Raw genomic sequence first — 18,122 nt, 5'->3', positions numbered from 1 at the left:
AAGATTTTTAGCTGCCCATTTCAATATTATGTTTTACTTTTAAATTAAAAAGCAAAAATAAAATTGAAAATAAAATTATAAACCATAAACCTTGCGCCTGTAATTCCGAAAAACTTATCTTTTCTAAAAAGCACCGGGCAGGCGTATCAAAAACATAGGGAATGGGAGTATATTTTACCGTATGTTTTAAATTTCCATACAGATATTCTACAGGAAAAAATTTTCCTCCTAAAATAAGTAAAACAGAATACATGCAGTCTCTAAATCTGGTAATATCCGTAAACCAAACCGTAAAGCAGCCGATAATTGCTTGAATAAAAAATAAAATAGAAAAACCTAGGATTGAAGCAAATAAACCTATTAAAATTGAAGACAAACTAAAAGAATTTAACAAAAATATTTTAACGGCTGCAATAAAAATTATATTTATAATTAAGCGGATAAAAAACAAACCGAAAGCCTCCATATAAATTCTAAAAATATAATTTACAGGCTGCATCAAAAGAGGAACTATTGATCCTGAATTTATATTTTCCATCAAATTATATGCAATATACATTGCAGAAGAAACGGAATAAAAAATTATATTTACCGTTATATAGTAACCGGTTATATACTTAAAGTTTACAGTCTTAGAATTAAAAAAAATATTTTTAAAAAGAAGTAAAAAAATAATTGAACTTATGAAGATTGAAAAAAAAGATAATATAAAATCTATTTTAAATTGATTTTCTTCCTTAATCTTTGCAATCGAAAACATTAAATATTTTTTAAACGGCAGATTCATATAGGCTTAATCCTTTTTTTAATGCGGTATTACAAAGAATATAAGATAGAAAAAACTGTATGCTTAAAACTATCATCCAAATAAATAGTTGAAAATAATTCTTTCCGCCGGAAAAAGAATATAACCGTGCTGGCGCTGTAGCAGTAAACATAACCGGAATTACATAGGTAAAAATTTTTTGCAGTACGGCAGGAAAAAAATTAAGAGGGTATTTTTTTATTTCTAAAAAAGAAAAACTTAACTCAAGCAATTCATATGCCTTCCCTATTTTGAAACCTAAAAAAGAAACGGTTAGACGAATGTTTTCTATAGCAACGGTTGCGGCTGTACAAATTATAAGAGCCGGTATGAGAACTTTTAGAGCTTGTAATTTTATCAAGCCGTATAGAACAAATCCTAAGCCCAACAAAAATCTGAATGAAATTCTAAAAAAGTTAGCCCGTTCCAATAAAATATAAAGGATAGGATTTATGGGTTTTACCAAACATAGATCCAAACTTCCGTTTAAAATATAATATTCAATAAAATATGTTCCGATAAATAATGCAGAAATTGCCGTGCATATAAAACTAAATCCCATAAATACGGTCAAACTATTGTAATTCCAACTTGCTGCCTTTAACCCCAACGCAAAAAGAGAATTCCAAAAAATCCATATTCCGGCAAGATCGAAGAGATCATCAAGTATAATAAAAAAACAATTTGCGGGATAGGCAAAATTCTTTTTTAAGGAAATTAAAAAAAATCTATTTATAATATTCATAAAGCAAATCCTCTAAATTAGGCTCTTCATACTTTATATTTGCATTAAGCTCTGCAAGTGTTTTACTTACGGAATCGGCTTGATTTCTTTTTAATAAATAACGCCTATCGCCTGTTAGAGTTTCATCGGTTTTTTTAATATCAAATAGTTTACAATCCAATTCAACATTTGTAGTCAAACTTGTATATTTGTCAAGATACGCATCCAACTGAAGACGGTTCATTTCAAAAAGCTTTTTACCGTTGGCAATTAAAATAATTTTGCTGCATAGTTTTTGCATGTCCAAAATATCGTGAGTAGTAATTATGATTGAAATATTTTTATTTAATGCCAGATTTTGAAGAATATTCCGCAGCGTCCTTTTACCTTCTATATCCAAACCTAAAGAAGGTTCATCCAAAATAAGCAGGGACGGCTCATAAATTAAAATACATAAAAGTTCGGCACGAATTTTTTGTCCCAAAGAAAGAGTCGCTGTTTTATTATTTAGAAAATCTTTACACCCTAAAATGTTTGAAAATTTTTTTATATTATCTTGATAAATATCATTGGGTATTTTATACATTGTCTTAAAAAGTTTTATTGTTTCAATTACAGGAAGATGATAAATCAGGTTGGATTTACCTCCGAGAAAAACACCAAGTTTCTTTTTATCTTGATAAGAAAATTTAAGAGGATTTTTATTAAAAACCTTGACTTCTCCGCTTGTGGGTTTTATAATCCCTAAGAGCATTTTTATAATCGTACTTTTGCCGGCCCCATTGGGGCCGAGAAGCCCTAATATTTCGCCGCAATTCAGCTTTAACGAAAAGTCTTCAACAGCGTAATCTTCCCTCATCTTATATTTTTTGGAAAGCGATTCTGCATAGATAATTTGTTCCAAGGACATAAGTTTAATCAATCCCTTATTTTTTAATATTGAATAAGTGTATCTTATATATTAAATAAAATCAAGGCTTATTTAAGTATTGTACAAAAACACGAAAATCAATTTTTAGGCAATCACAGTCCATAATTCTTCTGTAAAATGTTGTTTTTAGCATTTTCTCAAATTTTATAGCAGAAAATAATGGAATTTCTTACTTGACTATAGATAAAAATAGTGTTACCTTTAATATATTAACATACAAAAGGCGGTAAATATTATGAACGAAAAAATTACTAAGGCTTTAAACGAGCAGATTAACAAGGAAATGGAATCGGCTTATTTATATTTAGGTATGGCTGTACATTTTGAAGCTGAGGCTCTTTTGGGGTTTGCCCATTGGATGCAGCTTCAAGCTAAGGAAGAAATGGAACATGCTCTTAAAATATACAAATATTTGTTTGAAATAGGAGCAAAGCCGGTTTTAGGAGCTATCGGTGCCCAAAGTACCGAATACGGAAAACCGGTAGATGTAATCAAAAAGGTTTTAGAACACGAAAAATTTGTAACCGCTTCAATTACAAATCTTTACGAGCTGGCCATTGCCGAAAAAGATTATAAAACTCAAAGTTTCTTAACTTGGTTTATCAATGAACAGGTTGAAGAGGAAGCCAATGCTACAGCTATCCTTGATAAGTTTAAGTACATTGACGGCAATACGGGCCTTATGATTCTGGATAAAGAACTCGGCAAGAGAGCTTAAATCTAAGGGTGACCTCTAAAAACTTCAGTTTTTTAGAGGTTACTTTATAACAATTTACTTGTCGGTAACTATTGATATGCCGCTGCTGGCTCCTATCCTTGAACAGCCCAAACCGATATAGGTTTCAGCATCTTCACGGGTACGTATTCCGCCTGAAGCCTTTATCTTTGTATCTTTTTTTAAATACTTTTTAAACAGTTTTATATCTTCAACCGAAGCACCTCGGCTTCCATAGCCTGTCGAAGTCTTTATAAAATCCGCTCCCGCTTTTTCGATAACGGCACAAATATCTGCAATATTTTTTTCTTCAAGATAACAAGTTTCGACAATTACTTTAAGAAGAACATCCTTTTCATGGCAAGCCTTTGTAACAGCATTTATTTCATTCTGAGTATATTTCAAATCTCCCTCTAAAAGTTTTCCGACATTTATAACCATGTCTATCTCTTCCGCTCCGGCTTCAATTGCTTTTTTAGCCTCTTCTACTTTTACCTCTGTTGAAGAAGTTCCAAAGGGAAAAGAAATAACGCTGCATACCTTTACATCGGAACCTTTAAGCTCCCTACTCACCAATAAAACATTACACGGATTTACACAAACGGAAGCAAAATGATATTTCTTTGCTTCATCACAAATTTTAATTATATCCTTTTCGGAAGCCGTAGGTTTAAGAAGGGTATGATCTATATATTTATTTAATTCCATATTTAAACTCCTGTCTAGCAAGAATAATATATATTTTGTTTTTTGTCCAGTTATTAACCTATCAAAACTTTATTCGATTTGTTTTATCAGATTATTGATTTTTCCTATGCAAGCGGATGCAAACCCTTTGTCAGGCAGCTGGGATGCAACTATCCGCAGGTAGCCTAAAACATCTTTTAAAGTTTTATCTGTGGAAGTCTTAGGTTCGATTGTTTTTTTCAAAGCACCTCTTACATTTAAGAGAATCATTCTGCGTTTTAATCCCACATCGCCCGATAGTTTATTTATAACATATTCCATTTGAATTCGCTCATTACTTATAAGAAAGTCTTTCAATTCTATGGCAGGAAGGTTATCCAACAAATCACGCAAATATACAAAGAGTTTGACAATTTCATAACTTTCGATTATATTCAACTCTTCTTCAAATTGAGGAGAATTTTTTAAATTATGAGGCAGAATTCCCTTATGCGGATTTTTAGAAATCATATTAGTATCTTCATCAAGTATTTTGGATAATTCCAAATCATTATCGACTGAAGATGGGAGAAGAGAATTGGAAGCCGTATCGGCAGTGTCCAAAAGAGCATCATCGGAGCTGACAGGAAGGCCATCCACTATCCCGTTTTCATTATTTAATTTATCTTCATTGCTTAAAAAATCTTCAGCACTTAGATCCTTTTCATCAAGTTTAGGCTCGCCGGAAGTTTTAGGTGAGTTTTTTTCTGCCGGTATTTCAGATAAGGGACTGGAAACGTCTTGCGATTGAGGTACAGCTTTCGATTGAGGCGGAGCTTTCGGTTGAGATTCTGCTTTCGGTTGAGGTGCGGTTTTCAATTCCGGTCCCATTTCAATTTCTTCATCTTCCGAATCAAAGTTGCTAGCTGCATTCGGCTTTGCTGTAGGGCTAACTCCGGCAGAATATTCAGGTTGCTGCATAGCAGAACTTGATTGAGGTTGTGAAGGCTTAATATTTTCGTTTGGAGGAATTTGAGACGGCGGAGATTGAGGGATTTGCATTTCTTCTGCAGCATCTTTTTGTTTTGAAGTATCTTGAAGTTGAAATTCTTCCTCAGGCATATCATTTTTGTGATTTTTTCCTAAACCTGAATTGCTAAAATCAGGAGAATCATATCCATCAATCATTTCGGGGCTATCATCAATCGGAGCATCAACATAAACTAAATTTTCTAAAGAGTCTTCATCTTCTTCTTTGTTAAGATCTTCATCATCGGCCAATTCCATCAAATCATCAAAAGGCATTTCCAAATCCGGCATATCTTCAAAACTTTCACTAAGGGTAATTTCATCGTCATCTTCAAAGTTTACATCTCCTACCTCTTTTAGTTCTTGTTCGAGACTTATATCAAGCTCTTCTTCCGGAAACTTAAGTTTATCAAGGTTTTTATTAAGAATTCCATCATCCCCATAAGAGCTGACAGCGTCTTCATATAATTGAACCGACTCGGATAAGCCATTTATATCATCGTCTTCGATACTATCCGTTCGAATATCAACAATTTCATTTGCAAGCCGGACGGCTTCAGCTGTATTTCCTTCTTTTTTATTTAGCTCCAAAATTGCTGCAAGAGCTTCAGTATTTTTTGAATCGTTTTTTATTATCTTGTTATATTCATGCTTGGCTAAATCATATTTTTGCATTTGTTCATAGGCCTTTCCTAGTTTTAGACGTGCAGAAATTTCTTGGGGTCTTTCATTTAGATATTTAATCAGCTCACCGGCAGCCTCTTTATATTTATCGTTATGAAAATAAAGGTCAGCCAGTTCTGCACGCATATTTATTTCACTTGGAGATATCTGCAACAGGTGTTCAAAAATAAGCTCTGCCTTTTTAGTGTCTCCTAATACGGAATAAAGTTTACCCTGCATTTTAAGAATATCTTTATCACCCTTAATTTGTTTACTTAAATGATTTAAGATTTCTTTCGCTTTTGCATAATCTTCAAGCATCAAGCATACATCTGCCGTACTCAATAGCAAGTCTTTATTATCGGGATTTTTTTCTTTAGCGTTTATCAAAATACTATAAGCGTCAAAGTATCTTTTTTGAGTTTTAAGCATATTGGAATATTCCAACACTGCAGGTAAAAAATTATCATTTATAGAGATAGCTTTTTTATAAAAATCTTCAGCAAGTTTATCTTGATGCTTCTTTTGGTAAAGTCCGGCCAAGCCGGTAAAATTTTCTTCAGAAGAACCGTTTGATTCTATAATAATTTTATATGTTTCAATTGCTTTTTGCAAATCTCCCATTTCGACATAACAATCAGCTATGGCTTTTAAAGCTTCAGGCCAATTAGGTTTTGTCTTTAAAGCAGTTTGGTATGAATTGACGGCTTCTTTATAAAGCTTTTGTGCCTTATAAACATCTGCAAGATTAAAATTTAAAAAAGGATGATTAGGATCAACTTTTAAGCCCATCTTATAAACTTCAAGAGCTTTTGAATAATCTTTGCATAAAAAATACACACTTGCCAAATGATTATAAGCAAGGGCATCATCGGGCTTTATTTCCAGCACGTCCATAAAACATTGTATAGCGTGTTGATAATCGCCCTTTTGTTTATATGTGTTTCCCAAATTATAAATAGTAGTTTCGTTTTTACTGTCAATAGCCTTCGCTTTTTCCAATATAACTACCGATTCGTTAAGCATATTAAGACGGCGATATATTACTCCCATATTATTTAAAATATCTACATTATTTGCATCAAGAGAATTTAATTCTTTATAGACTTCTAAACCTTTTTTTATATCGCCTGATCGGATATACAGTTTTCCCAAAATACTTTTTAACAGGTAATACTCATCGGGTGTTTTTTTTTCCTTTTTCAGCTGATTTAACAAAACTTTTTCAGCAAAGTCATAATCACGAGATAAAATAGCTGAATTAGCCTGCTCAATTATAATGTTCAAATTACTCGACATTCTTTCCTTCCTTTTTACTTTGCAGAGGCCTAGCCCACACCTCTTTTGATGTATCATCGGCATGTTCTCCGTTTTCTTCATCATAAGCAGCTATCGCAAAAAAGTACAATTTGCCGTTTTTTAAATTTTCTATTTTATAATTTGTTACATTTCCCGCATCTATAGGCGATAATTCATCAAAGTATTCACCCTTTTTATTTCCAAAATAAATTAAATACCCCTTTACATCCGTATCTATTGAAGGCGGCCAAGATAAGTAAACGGATGAATCTCCTGCCCTTGCAATAATCTTCGCAGGAGGAAGAGGAAGATTATCTTTTTCATACTCTAAAGAAAATGAATGAATAATCGGCGATTTAAGCCCTTCCGAATCGGAATAAATATTACAAGCAATCTGAAAAAAACGGCCGGAAATATTTTTTATCTCTTCATTCGGTTTAATACTTTTCCATTCAGGGTAGGTTCCATTCCAATTAAAAGGGCTATCGGCAGTTCTGATAAAAAATTCCGCATCGGTTTGTTCCGGGGTTTCATATAAGGCTTTTAATATGAGAGGCCGGGATTTATTCCCTCCGGTATCGATTATATTTGTTTCGATACGGCCTCCGTCTTGGGGATATTTTTCAAACAAGGAAGATATTTCCCAAGGCATTCCGAATTTGGAAAAAAAGTTTGTTACTTTAAGTTCATCTATTAGACCGGAATAGTTTAAACCGATAAGAACATCGGATGAGGTTCCTAGAACGGAATGCAGCACCTGCCGGCTCTCTCTTCCCGTATCGGTCATATATGTAATGGCTTCGGTCTTTCCGTTCATTCTATATTCCAAGAGCCCTGTATTTTCATCATAGGTAATAAGATGATGACTCCAAATTTCAGGTATTATGTTTGACTTTCCTGTAAGTTTTATATCAAGGCCTTTGTTATTTTTATCCTGCCAAATATTTAAAAATGACCATTCCAGCTTATTGTGAAAAATACCGGCCGCTATATTTTGGTACATTGTTTTGTTTCCGTCAACCAGAGAAGTCCACCAGCGTAAAATAGTACTCCCGCTTTCTGTTGTCTGAGGGCATAGCCAGAATTCTATTGTAAAAGATTTTACTATTTTAGTCCCCGAAAAAAAAGCCCCTTTCGACGGTTTTAAAATCAGACTCTCTTTGCCCGGATTATCATAACATAGGGCAGCCCCTTCTCCATACTTTGCTTTTTGAGCTTCAATATGGATAAGAGAAGCTTTCTCCACAGTATAATTTCCGGTTTCTTCAACCGTCTCCTTAAAATCGAAACTGAGATACATATCCGTACTTTCGGTAATATTTTGAGGAGCTGATGATAGACCTAAGGATTTCAATCCAAATTTCCCGTTTCTTTGTTCTATATTATTAGAATAGATAAGATTGTTCCACCCGAATGTTCCTCCGAAATTTATCACTGCATCTTCGGAAAAAGCGGAATTTAAGAGAATAGTAAAAAGTACAAAGCTCAATAAGGAGCTTTTTCGCAAATTTAGTTTAAATTTACACATAATCTGCACCTATTATCGGCAAAAAAGCCTTGTACATCAAGAATATCTTTTTATTTATTTTTAGCAAAAAATTAGCAATGACTTATAAATTCTTTAAACAGGTCCAATGAAGCCTTATAAACAGCCGCTGTCATTTCAGGGTGAAACTGAACACCCATCATAAAGCCTTCTCCTGTGTATTCGATGGCTTCAACTATGCCGTCAGGAGCATAAGCCGTAATTTTAAAGTCCTTTGCAAGGTCTTTTACCGCCTGATGATGATAGGAATTAACCATATTTTCTTTTCCGAAAATTTTTTGCATAATAGAATTATCTTCGGTCTTGATAGAATGAGTGCGCTCTTGAGGGCGGGCTTTTTGTAGATGCTGTATTTGAATATCTCTTTTTATGAGTGAAAGGTCTTGATAAAGCGATCCGCCGAAGGCAACATTTAAAATCTGCATGCCCCTGCAAATTCCCAAAATAGGCTTTTTTAAAGTCTTAGCCGCTTTGATAAGGCTCAGTTCGTAAACATCCCGCTTAGGTAGAATTTCGCCAAGACAGGAAAGAGGCTCCTCATTAAAAAAATGAGGCTCTACATCATGCCCGCCCATAATTATAATCCCTGAAAGGTTTTCAAGCTGTCTTTGAATAGCTTCTTCGTCATCGATTATAGGAAGCATTAAAGGTACCCCGCCTGAGGCAAGTACCGAATTCACATAGTCGGCATTGGTGTACATTCTTTCATAACCTGCAAAGAGGTTTTGCGAGGTTTCATAAAGGCAGCTGCCCGTAATTCCTATAAGCGGTTTTTTCATAATAAACTCCTGTAATAGTTTTTAAAGGATTAAAAATCCTATTGTATTTAGATTACTTCCACTTTAAAAGCTTTTTTATTTTTTTTCCGTATCGGTCTTTTAAAGAAGAATAGATATAATTTTCGCCTATCTTTGCGGCAATTGCAATTTTCATGATGGATTTTTTAAGATATTTTATTTTTGCGGCCCTGTAAATAAATAAGCTCAGGTTGATTACGGCAATTATTAAACATGCAACAAGAATCCAACAAAAAATATCATCAGAAATGTCCCCATTCGAGCGAGCAATACCACCTAAAAAAATTATCACAATAGGAAGAATAATCCATACAAAAAAATGGAAGCCGCCTGCTTTTTTTAGCATTTTATTTAATGATTTTATATCTTCTATATTGTATTGAAACAGCAGGTCTATAATCAATTTAACTCCGTAAGCATCTTCTTTTGTTTCGGCAAAAAAGTCTGTATTTTCTTGCTGACCGGAATTGCTTCTAAAATCTTCTTGTGAGCTATCCTCATATTTTGTTTTTATTATATAGGGTTCAGCCAGCTGTAGATATTTTTTTAACCGGTTAATAATTTCTTCTCCGGAATAGGCAAAGTAATTCTTGTTGCAATAGGCATAGAATTCTCTTATAAATTTATTTACATCCATGTTTTTATTACTTGCCGACATTTCGAACATTCTATACAAAAGTTCGCTGTATATCTTTTCATTTACATGTTTAAATCCTGTTAAATCCAAAAAAATTGCTTTTTTGTAAAAGCCGTAAAAAGTTTTTTCCGAATTTTTGATTTTCTTCAATATTTGAGTATCAAGTTCAATGATGTATTTAACAGGATCATATTTATCCAATATATCCTGTTTTAAGCCTACATTATTCGCAAGCTCAATTTCATACTCTATATGATTATCAATAGATTGCAGCACTTGAACCAATTTAGCAGTATATGAATTTAAAACATTTTCAGAATAATTTTTGTTTATACCTGAAAACTTTTCTTTAATATTAGTAAAAAAATTCCGCATATCATTCCTCGTTGTATTGGCCTATTAAATCGCTTTATTTTAATCGGCTCGAGTATAGCATAAATTTATATCTTATTCAATGGAGGCTATAAAATGCTTATCGAGTAAAATTGATTTTACGTGATAGAAAAATCTTGACAAATTGAATAAAATTGAATATATTTGAAGAGGAGGAAAACAAGTGCAAAAAACCATTACCATACGCATAGACAATACTATATACGATATATTTAAAAAAGCAGCCGAAGGACAAAAACGCACTATTTCAAATTATATGGAATATGCAGCATTAAACTATACCATCAATGAATCTATCGTTGATGATGAAGAAATGCAGGAAATACTCGAATTCGAAAAAGACTTAAAAAAAGGCCTATCGGATATATCTGCAGGAAGGTATAAAGTAATTGACTAACTATAAAATTGCAGAAACAGCGGCTTTTGAGAAAAAAATAAAATCAAAAAAGTACGAATTTATATATCAAAAAATAAAAAGTTATGTATATCCCATATTAAGAAAAAATCCGCATTTCGGACCTAACATAAAAAAATTAAAAGGCATTTACAAAGAGATATATCGCTTTAGATTAGGAGCCTTCCGTATTTTTTATAAAGTGTCAGAAGAAAAAGTTATAGTATTTATTATTGACATAGAAGCTCGAAAATATGCTTATAAATAAAAAACAGACCTTGACAAGGCGTACCATATACAGTACGCTTTAATTATGAGGATGTGTTCAAATCATAAAACATTATATTTATGTTCTATTCCGGGAATGAGAGAATCTATTCTTGAAACGGGTAAAGAATCTTTGGAAGAAAGCATAAAGGAACCGGATTGGTAATGTGGACTCATTATGAAATCCGCCGCCTTATGAAAAATTAATAGGTGATTTAACAGGAAAGTTGTAAAGAAGAATCAACATGCAGCATCGGCTTGTGTATGAAGTTTTTGAAAATATCTATATATTGTATGTACAAATTATACATCTTATGATATACTTACTATGGAGGTAATAAAAATGGCAGTTGCATTAAAAGATGTAAAAATTGACTTGAGAGCTAGTATTCAGCAAAAATTTACACTTGAGAAAGCTGCTGAACTTAAACATATTTCTCTCTCTTCATATATTCTTTCAACTTCATTAAAACAAGCACAAATAGATTTAACGGAAAATGACACTCTTGTACTTTCTAATCGTGATAGAGATTTAGTGATGATGGCTTTAGATAATCCGCCGGAACCAAATGAGGCTTTGAAAAAATTATTTCAATGATTAGCAGTTATAGATTAGTTTCAATCAAAGAAATACAACAAAAATCGATACTTAGAAAATTTGATTGTGATATTGAAGTGTTAAATGAATTTTTATCACAATATGCAATAAAGAATGATGAGTTAGGTATAGGTAGAACTTTTGTTGCTTTGAATCACAATAACTTCGTTTCAGGCTATTTTACATTAGCGACAGCTCAAGTGGCTTATCAAAAAATCCCAGATGAATATAGAGATAAATTGCCGAAATATCCAATTCCTGCATTAAGAATTGCAAGGCTTGCTGTTGATAAAGAATTACAGGGGAAAGGAGTAGGAGGATGGCTTCTTTCACAAGTTTTTATAAAGACTATTCAAGTCGCAGAGATAACAGGCCTATATTTGATAATAGTAGATGCGAAAGAAACTTCAAAAAGCTTTTATGAACATTACGGGTTTCAAAAATTCATGGATGAGGAGCTATCTTATTTCATAGTGATTGATACAATAAGAAAAGCAATCCAAAAATAATATTGTATTATTTTTTTAATTTTATTCCAAACAATAGAAATTGATTGGAATAGTAAAAATAAAATTCCATAACACCCGCTTCAACGCTGGGGTGCGAGGTAATATAAAAAGATATGAATTGTTTTAAAACTATTATCGAATTACAAGATATTCTCTTCCCCAAATTTTATACAGCAATGGATTCTGAAAATAATGAATATATATTTTTAAAAACTCAAGATTCAATGATAAATTCATTGGATAAAGTATCTGATAAAACACAATTAGAGGCATATGAAAATCATATTCATATTTGTGGTAAAGTTAAAAAACGAGCTCAACATATAGCCGTAACTTCCGCAAAATTAATTACGAAAAATTTAATTGAAAATTTAAAAACAAGTTTTCCAAATAAAAATTTTTATGTTTATTTGGATTGTGATTTTAACGATCATATTATAGTAAGATTTCATCAATTATGGGAAAATGAAGAACCGTATTATGATGTAAAAGATTTTCCAAATATCGAGGTATTTAAAATTTAAGACCCCCTCCCGGTAATCGCTTAGAAAAACTTGTTGGGAATTTAGACGGACTAATTTAAATAAAAGCCTACATCCATCTTTGTATCATATCAAGAACTTGCTTTTTTGCTTCTGCCTTTTCTTCTTCCGTATCGGAAAAAAGAACAGCCGGATTGATATTCAGAGCATGACAAATTTTTAAAAGAGTATCAAGGCTTGGGGTTCTTTTACCTGTTTCAATATAATTGATCATATTTTGGGAAAGGTCTGCCCGCAAAGCCAATTCTAACTGGGATAAACCTGCTTTTTCTCTTTCTTTACGAAGTCTGCCGATAACAAGATTTTGTTGTTCTCTTAAAAACACACTCATTCGTAATATTTTAACTAAATATAGTATTGACACAATTAAATATAGTATGATATAATTATAAATATAGTTATGTTGACAAGCTAATCGCTTGGGGAAACTCTAATGTGGATCTTACATCAACATTTACTATTATGAAATAATAAATATTATAAAGACAGTTTAATCTGGAGGTTAATTATGGGCGTAAAGAGATGTCGAGAAAATGTAATTAAATTTACTTCGCAAGGTTTATTGCTTTCAGCTGGAGTTATTATTGCTTCTTTGTTTATTTACATAAGGTATTTCAATGAAGTAATACACACTCCGCTTTGGTCTATAGGAATACCTATAGTTGTTTTTCTTAACTTTATTTGGTGGAGAATAGAGAAACAAGGAACTGTTTTGGACTTAAATGAAAGAGTGATAAAGTTTAAACCTGATTATTTTATAGCACTTTTTAAACCTTTTGCTAAATTACAGCAAAAAACTGTTAGTTTAGATGAAATTATTGGAGCATCATTGAATTTTGATGTTAATATAAGTTCAGACAATAAAATTACAAAATTTTATAGTGTAAATATCAGTGGAACATTTGGTGCTAAAGATATTAGTTTTATGACGCGAGAAACGGCACAAAGTTTATATTCAATGATAGCGTCAGCTTGTAATCTTCACTGAAAGTGTTAATTATAATTCCTACCAACCACTTCAACCTTAGAACTGCTTAGTTCGGCTTACATTAAACAAAATGGAGTAAGCCGTACATCGGCTAAAGTCATTAGGTTTGGGGCACTTTTGCCCTTTTCTCTCCCCTTGCGGTTAAATACCGAGTCTCAGCTGTTCGCAATGTCAGGTTGAAACGGGTGTTAGACTTTAATTTTTTTATTATCGCTTATAAATTCTTTAGGTGTTTGTACTATTATTTCCCTTTCTTTATAATCTTTTATATTTCGTGTTAATAATATTTTTATTCCATACCTCATTGCTGTATAATATTGTAAAGCATCTTCGAAATCTGAGAACTTTGAATTCAAAGCTAAATCTACTTCTTTTTCTTCTACCGATATTACTTTAACAAGCAACCTCAGTTTTCGTAATGCTTCTTTTGATTTTTGTATGCCTAATAACTTTCTAAGTATATAATATACATTTGAAAATACCAACGATGTTGTATATAAAACAATTTTTTTTGTATCACTCAATGAAAATACATAAGCAGCATATTCATAATGGGGTTCACGTTGGCATAAAATATCTAAAATTACATCTGAATCAACAAATATTTTTTTACTCATATTTTTTTTCCAAATAACTCATATAACTTATATTTTCTAAATCCTGCTCTTTTATAATGCCGCTCAATTCTTTGACAAGCGGAGATATTTCTTCTATCCTTTGAGTTATACCCAGTGAATTATTAAAAAGATCTTCAACAAATTTTGACATACTTTTTTTATTTTTGACCGCATAATCTCTCATCGATTCAGCAATATTTTTATCTATTTTTAAAATCAATTCAGTTTTCATTTAGTCACCTCTCTGATATTATATCATAAAATCTATAAATGATATAGTGATAACATTATTATTTTTACTTCTGAGCGATAATAAGTCTAACATGGGTTCGCAACCGATATACGGACAAACCTCGTTGCGGTTAAATACCGAACCCCAGCTGTCCCTACCGGCAACCTCCCCTTTAATTGATTTTTTACCGTCTTTGTGATAAACTTTCAAATAGTTAAAGGATTGAACATTTAATGAAAGAAAAAAAAGAAATTTTTACACTTTTACATCAAGATGCGGCTTCTCCTGCAAGGACGGGAGTTTTGGAGCTGCCTCATGGAAAGGTGCTTACTCCGGCCTTTATGCCTGTGGGAACGGCGGCTACCGTAAAGGCGATGACAAAGGATGACTTAGACGAAATAGGTTTTGAAATTATCTTAGCCAATACGTACCATCTTTTTTTACGGCCGGGAATTGAAGTTATAAAAGCGGCAGGAGGCTTACACGGCTTTTCAGGCTGGAAAAAAAACTTTTTAACCGATTCCGGGGGCTTTCAAGTTTTTTCGCTTTCACAATTAAGAAAAATTACCGAAGAAGGTGTAAAATTTCAGAGCCACATAGACGGAAGCCGTCAATTTTTAAGCCCTGAAATTGCGGTAGAATTGCAGACGGGCTTTAACAGCGACATTCAAATGCAGCTGGACATCTGCTCTTCTTTTGGGATAAGCAAAACCCAAACCCTTGCCGACCTTAAAATAACTATGAACTGGCTCGACAGGGCCTTTGCAGCTTGGCACAATACCCCCGATGAATATGACGGAGCCCTCTTTCCTATTGTGCAGGGCGGTTTTTTTGAAGACCTAAGACTTCAAAGTCTTGAAGCTATCTTAAAGCATGAACCTAGGGGAATTGCCATAGGCGGCCTTTCCATAGGAGAACCTAAAGACCTCTATCAAGAATATTTGAGCTTTACGGCAAAGCAGATCCCTAAAAATAAGCCCATCTATGTAATGGGAATAGGAACCCCCGACTACATCCTTGAAGCCGTAAAAAACGGAGTCGACATTTTCGACTGCGTGCTGCCTTCACGCAATGCCCGAAACGGAAACCTCTTTACCCATGAAGGAGCCATTTCAATTAAGCGCAAAGAATACGAGTTCGACTTTAACCCCATCGATTCTCAATGCAAGTGCAAGGTTTGCCGACAATATACAAGGGCCTATTTGAGACATTTATTTAGAACAAAAGAAATTTTATACTCAATGCTTGCAACTTATCATAACTTGGTTTTTTTATATAGTATGATACAGGACATAAGGGAAGCGATTCAAAACGATTCTTTTAACGATTATTATAAAAACTTTTTAAAGAAATATGAAAACCGTTAGCGTTTTGTATGCCTTAAAGCCGTTAGTGTTTTGTAAGGCAAAAACTTGTATCACGGAGGATAATTTATGAAAAATCTAAAAAAAGAATTAAACTTTTTTTTAAAATCGGTCTTATTAAGCCTCTTTGTTTTTAGCTTAACAGTTCAGCTTGCATCCCAAGAAACTGCTCAAGCTCCTTCAGAAAATCAGGCAGCTAAAGCTGATGAAAAAAAGAAAAAAGAAGTTTCGGAATTTGAAGAAAAAAGAGATACGATTCTTTACGGCATCGGCGACGATATCTTGGAGCTTATAAAAAAACTAAAAGCCGATGAAGATGACCGCTTTGATACCGATTTGCAGAAAATATTTGCCGAAACCAAAATTCCTGCAATCAGAGAAGCCTTATTTGCTTACTTTGCCGAAAAAAAGAACGATTGCTTAAAGACCGATGCTCTCATTATCTTAGAAAATAAAGAAGATGCCCCCCAAGAAACCGTCCGCTCTGCAATTTCCTATATCAGTGAACTTAAAATATACGAAGGAATAGAAGCCTTGCGTAAAATCTTAAAAGATGAGGAGGACGAGTATAGAGACATCTGTATTTCGGCAATAGGAAAAATAGGAAAACCGGAAGATGCCGTTTTTCTTACGGAACTTTTTGATTCTGAAAGCTCCGATGACGAAAAAAAATCACTGATAATAAAACAAAACATAATGTTTGCATTGGAAGAATTACACACACCCGAAATATGGGATTTTTTAATTAGAGTTGTTGAAGATTCCGATGAAAATTCCATCATAAGAGGAAGTGCGGCTTCGGCACTTGGAAAAATAGGCGACGAAAGAGCCGTTCCGGTTTTATCGGAACTTTTTGAAAATAAAGATCCGGTTTTAAGAACGGCGGCGATCAAAGGAATTGCAGGTTTTAAAGTACCGGAGGCAAAAAATATTTTAATGCAAGCTTTCAAAGATTCCTATTATAAAGTAAGACTTCAAGCCGTTCAGTCCGCAAAAGAAGAAAAAGCAGAAGATGCCGTTCCCTTTATTTTATACCGGGCAAAAAAAGACCCTGAAAATGTTGTAAAGCTGACTGCCGTCGAAGCTCTTTCCCATTTTAACAATGCGGAAGCAAACGAATGGCTTATAGATTCTTTTAATGAAGAAAGAACAGGACTATCCCTCCGTTTAAAAATTGCCGAAAACCTTTTAAAGAATAACTTTGATGTAATTTTCGAGGACGTAAAAACGGCATCACTAAAAGCTATTTCGGACAAAAAGCAAAATAAATTTTCCGCAGAGATCGGCAAGGTTATTTCAAAAGTCGAAAACAAAGGAACAGCCCCGATAGCTGAGGCCTATCTAAACCATAATGACCCCGCTTTTAAGAGCATAGGGCTTGATATGTTCAAACGAAATAAATACCCTGAACTGATACCACTTGTTTCCTTAATTGCCGAAGACGAAAAAAACGGAGCTTTAAGCCGAAGGGCTAAAGACCTCTTACAGACGGGTTCTACACAAAGTAAAACCGATGACAAGGTTCCGGAGTCCCAAGCAGGTCAGACAGGCACTAAATAAAAATGGCAAACCGCTCTTGGTCTTCCGAAGCCCTTGTCCTTTCATTGAAGACATTCGGGGAGGGGCACAGAAACGCCCTCCTCCTCTTGCCCGATACGGAACACTCCTGCAAGCTGATAGATGCAGCCCTATTCGGAGGGCCTAAAAGCAAACTGCGAAGCATGGTAATTCCTTATCACACAGGAGAAGTTTGGATTTATTCCAATCCCATAAAAAATTCAAACAAGATAAGCGACTTTAAGGTAAGCGACTACCGAATAGGCCTAAGCGATAACCTGACCCGTATTTGGTGCGCCGCCTTTGCAGCCGAATTAGCCGTAAAACTTAAAGGAAACATCGATTGGCAAATCATAAATTCCTTTTTAACGGGAAGTGCCGTTTCTTCCGAGGGCGAATGCCGAACAGCCTTGCTCCGTTTTTTGTGGAGGGTAATCTCCTTATCGGGGCTTGCTCCCGATATGGAACATTGCTGCCGCTGCGGAATAAGGATTTCAAGCAACATACCGGAAACGGATTGCCTTAATAAAAGTGTTTCAGCCTTTTCTTACGCCGAAAAAAACTTTTTTTTCGTTCCGCATGAGGATTCTTGCGTGTGCAGTTCCTGTCTGGATAAACATGAATCGGCCTTTCCGCTTTCACGGGAAAGCCTTTTATACCTCTTTGCAGTTCAAAATCTTATCCCCAAAATTTCAAGAGAATTAAACCTCTCTGATCAAGGCTACGCCGAATTAAAAGATTTTTTATTCTATCTTATAAGAGCTGCCGCAGGTTCAAATTTTAAAACCCTCGAATCCTGTGATTTTCTGTTGTAATTCAGTAAATTTTAAACTCATTTTGCAAACGCAA

At 33.8% G+C, this 18,122-nt stretch carries 21 protein-coding genes; 10 read left to right on the top strand and 11 right to left on the bottom strand.

All coding sequences use genetic code 11. The annotated features are described in order from the left end of the window. Positions 1 to 7 precede the first annotated feature (7 nt). From E4N74_RS00530 to E4N74_RS00520, 3 genes are read right to left on the bottom strand one after another with little or no spacing between them, the layout of a single operon-like run. Complete coding sequence (locus E4N74_RS00530) at positions 8 to 787, bottom strand: ABC-2 family transporter protein (protein ID WP_255805791.1); 780 nt, start codon at positions 785 to 787, stop codon at positions 8 to 10. Continuing rightward, complete coding sequence (locus tag E4N74_RS00525; protein ID WP_255805790.1) at positions 771 to 1,550, bottom strand: ABC-2 family transporter protein; 780 nt, start codon at positions 1,548 to 1,550, stop codon at positions 771 to 773. Before E4N74_RS00525 ends, E4N74_RS00530 begins: the two co-directional genes overlap by 17 nt. Further along, positions 1,534 to 2,439 carry an ATP-binding cassette domain-containing protein gene (locus E4N74_RS00520; protein ID WP_044978588.1) on the bottom strand — a complete coding sequence of 302 codons (906 nt, stop codon included), beginning with the start codon at positions 2,437 to 2,439 and terminating at the stop codon, positions 1,534 to 1,536. The genes E4N74_RS00525 and E4N74_RS00520 overlap by 17 nt, the downstream gene beginning before the upstream one ends. 256 nt (positions 2,440 to 2,695) lie before the next feature. Here E4N74_RS00520 and E4N74_RS00515 point away from each other — a divergent pair, with 256 nt between their 5' ends. After that, positions 2,696 to 3,178 carry a ferritin gene (locus E4N74_RS00515; protein ID WP_044978587.1) on the top strand — a complete coding sequence of 161 codons (483 nt, stop codon included), beginning with the start codon at positions 2,696 to 2,698 and terminating at the stop codon, positions 3,176 to 3,178. Between the two features lie 54 nt (positions 3,179 to 3,232). Here E4N74_RS00515 and deoC read toward each other — a convergent pair whose 3' ends face one another. The 5 genes from deoC to E4N74_RS00490 all read right to left on the bottom strand — a co-directional run bounded on the left by deoC (position 3,233) and on the right by E4N74_RS00490 (position 10,187). Next, positions 3,233 to 3,883 (bottom strand): deoxyribose-phosphate aldolase, encoded by a 651-nt coding sequence (gene deoC / locus E4N74_RS00510; protein WP_044978586.1) that lies wholly within the window; start codon positions 3,881 to 3,883, stop codon positions 3,233 to 3,235. Positions 3,884 to 3,952: 69 nt separating this feature from the next. Beyond that, positions 3,953 to 6,832 carry a tetratricopeptide repeat protein gene (locus tag E4N74_RS00505; RefSeq protein ID WP_044978585.1) on the bottom strand — a complete coding sequence of 960 codons (2,880 nt, stop codon included), beginning with the start codon at positions 6,830 to 6,832 and terminating at the stop codon, positions 3,953 to 3,955. Then, a complete protein-coding gene (locus E4N74_RS00500) occupies positions 6,822 to 8,369 on the bottom strand; it encodes a fibronectin type III domain-containing protein (RefSeq protein ID WP_255818275.1) in 1,548 nt (515 codons plus the stop codon). The genes E4N74_RS00505 and E4N74_RS00500 overlap by 11 nt, the downstream gene beginning before the upstream one ends. Before the next feature lie 62 nt (positions 8,370 to 8,431). Beyond that, positions 8,432 to 9,157: a gamma-glutamyl-gamma-aminobutyrate hydrolase family protein gene (locus tag E4N74_RS00495; protein ID WP_145475228.1), complete on the bottom strand. Its 726-nt coding sequence runs from the start codon at positions 9,155 to 9,157 to the stop codon at positions 8,432 to 8,434. A gap of 52 nt (positions 9,158 to 9,209) precedes the next feature. Continuing rightward, positions 9,210 to 10,187: a hypothetical protein gene (locus E4N74_RS00490; RefSeq protein WP_255818273.1), complete on the bottom strand. Its 978-nt coding sequence runs from the start codon at positions 10,185 to 10,187 to the stop codon at positions 9,210 to 9,212. Between the two features lie 181 nt (positions 10,188 to 10,368). Between E4N74_RS00490 and E4N74_RS00485 the strand changes: the two genes are divergently transcribed. The 5 genes from E4N74_RS00485 (at position 10,369) to E4N74_RS00465 (ending at position 12,497) form a co-directional block, all read left to right on the top strand. Beyond that, complete coding sequence (locus E4N74_RS00485; RefSeq protein ID WP_002692434.1) at positions 10,369 to 10,602, top strand: hypothetical protein; 234 nt, start codon at positions 10,369 to 10,371, stop codon at positions 10,600 to 10,602. Next, complete coding sequence (locus E4N74_RS00480) at positions 10,595 to 10,867, top strand: type II toxin-antitoxin system RelE family toxin (RefSeq protein WP_255805787.1); 273 nt, start codon at positions 10,595 to 10,597, stop codon at positions 10,865 to 10,867. Before E4N74_RS00485 ends, E4N74_RS00480 begins: the two co-directional genes overlap by 8 nt. Positions 10,868 to 11,209: 342 nt before the next feature. After that, the gene (locus tag E4N74_RS00475; protein ID WP_253688724.1) at positions 11,210 to 11,464 is read left to right on the top strand and encodes a type II toxin-antitoxin system TacA family antitoxin; all 255 of its coding nucleotides are present in this window, start codon (positions 11,210 to 11,212) and stop codon (positions 11,462 to 11,464) included. Further along, a complete protein-coding gene (locus E4N74_RS00470; protein ID WP_253688725.1) occupies positions 11,461 to 11,973 on the top strand; it encodes a GNAT family N-acetyltransferase in 513 nt (170 codons plus the stop codon). The genes E4N74_RS00475 and E4N74_RS00470 overlap by 4 nt, the downstream gene beginning before the upstream one ends. A 113-nt stretch (positions 11,974 to 12,086) precedes the next feature. Further along, a complete protein-coding gene (locus E4N74_RS00465; protein ID WP_255818262.1) occupies positions 12,087 to 12,497 on the top strand; it encodes a hypothetical protein in 411 nt (136 codons plus the stop codon). Positions 12,498 to 12,564: 67 nt separating this feature from the next. Here E4N74_RS00465 and E4N74_RS00460 read toward each other — a convergent pair whose 3' ends face one another. Then, positions 12,565 to 12,846, bottom strand: a complete 282-nt coding sequence (locus E4N74_RS00460) for a helix-turn-helix domain-containing protein (protein WP_255805785.1) — start codon at positions 12,844 to 12,846, stop codon at positions 12,565 to 12,567. A 177-nt stretch (positions 12,847 to 13,023) separates the two neighbouring features. Between E4N74_RS00460 and E4N74_RS00455 the strand changes: the two genes are divergently transcribed. After that, entirely contained in the window at positions 13,024 to 13,503 is a 480-nt protein-coding gene (locus tag E4N74_RS00455; RefSeq protein WP_255805784.1) for a hypothetical protein, read from the top strand. 188 nt (positions 13,504 to 13,691) lie between these two features. On the opposite strand, the gene E4N74_RS00450 is transcribed toward E4N74_RS00455, so the two are convergent. Beyond that, positions 13,692 to 14,120 (bottom strand): type II toxin-antitoxin system VapC family toxin, encoded by a 429-nt coding sequence (locus E4N74_RS00450; RefSeq protein WP_255818261.1) that lies wholly within the window; start codon positions 14,118 to 14,120, stop codon positions 13,692 to 13,694. Beyond that, positions 14,113 to 14,352 (bottom strand): DUF6364 family protein, encoded by a 240-nt coding sequence (locus E4N74_RS00445; RefSeq protein WP_255818259.1) that lies wholly within the window; start codon positions 14,350 to 14,352, stop codon positions 14,113 to 14,115. The genes E4N74_RS00450 and E4N74_RS00445 overlap by 8 nt, the downstream gene beginning before the upstream one ends. A 233-nt stretch (positions 14,353 to 14,585) precedes the next feature. Between E4N74_RS00445 and tgt the strand changes: the two genes are divergently transcribed. The 3 genes from tgt (at position 14,586) to recO (ending at position 18,088) form a co-directional block, all read left to right on the top strand. Further along, on the top strand, positions 14,586 to 15,719 hold the full coding sequence (gene tgt / locus E4N74_RS00440; protein WP_255818257.1) for a tRNA guanosine(34) transglycosylase Tgt: 1,134 nt from the start codon (positions 14,586 to 14,588) through the stop codon (positions 15,717 to 15,719). Between the two features lie 66 nt (positions 15,720 to 15,785). After that, positions 15,786 to 17,276, top strand: a complete 1,491-nt coding sequence (locus E4N74_RS00435; protein WP_255818255.1) for a HEAT repeat domain-containing protein — start codon at positions 15,786 to 15,788, stop codon at positions 17,274 to 17,276. Between the two features lie 2 nt (positions 17,277 to 17,278). Further along, the gene (gene recO, locus E4N74_RS00430) at positions 17,279 to 18,088 is read left to right on the top strand and encodes a DNA repair protein RecO (RefSeq protein ID WP_255805780.1); all 810 of its coding nucleotides are present in this window, start codon (positions 17,279 to 17,281) and stop codon (positions 18,086 to 18,088) included. Positions 18,089 to 18,122 lie beyond the last annotated feature (34 nt).

The organism is Treponema putidum, assembly GCF_024401155.1.
In the GTDB taxonomy this organism is placed as follows: Bacteria; Spirochaetota; Spirochaetia; order Treponematales; family Treponemataceae; genus Treponema_B; species Treponema_B putidum.
This window is presented reverse-complemented; position numbering and strand designations above follow the sequence as displayed.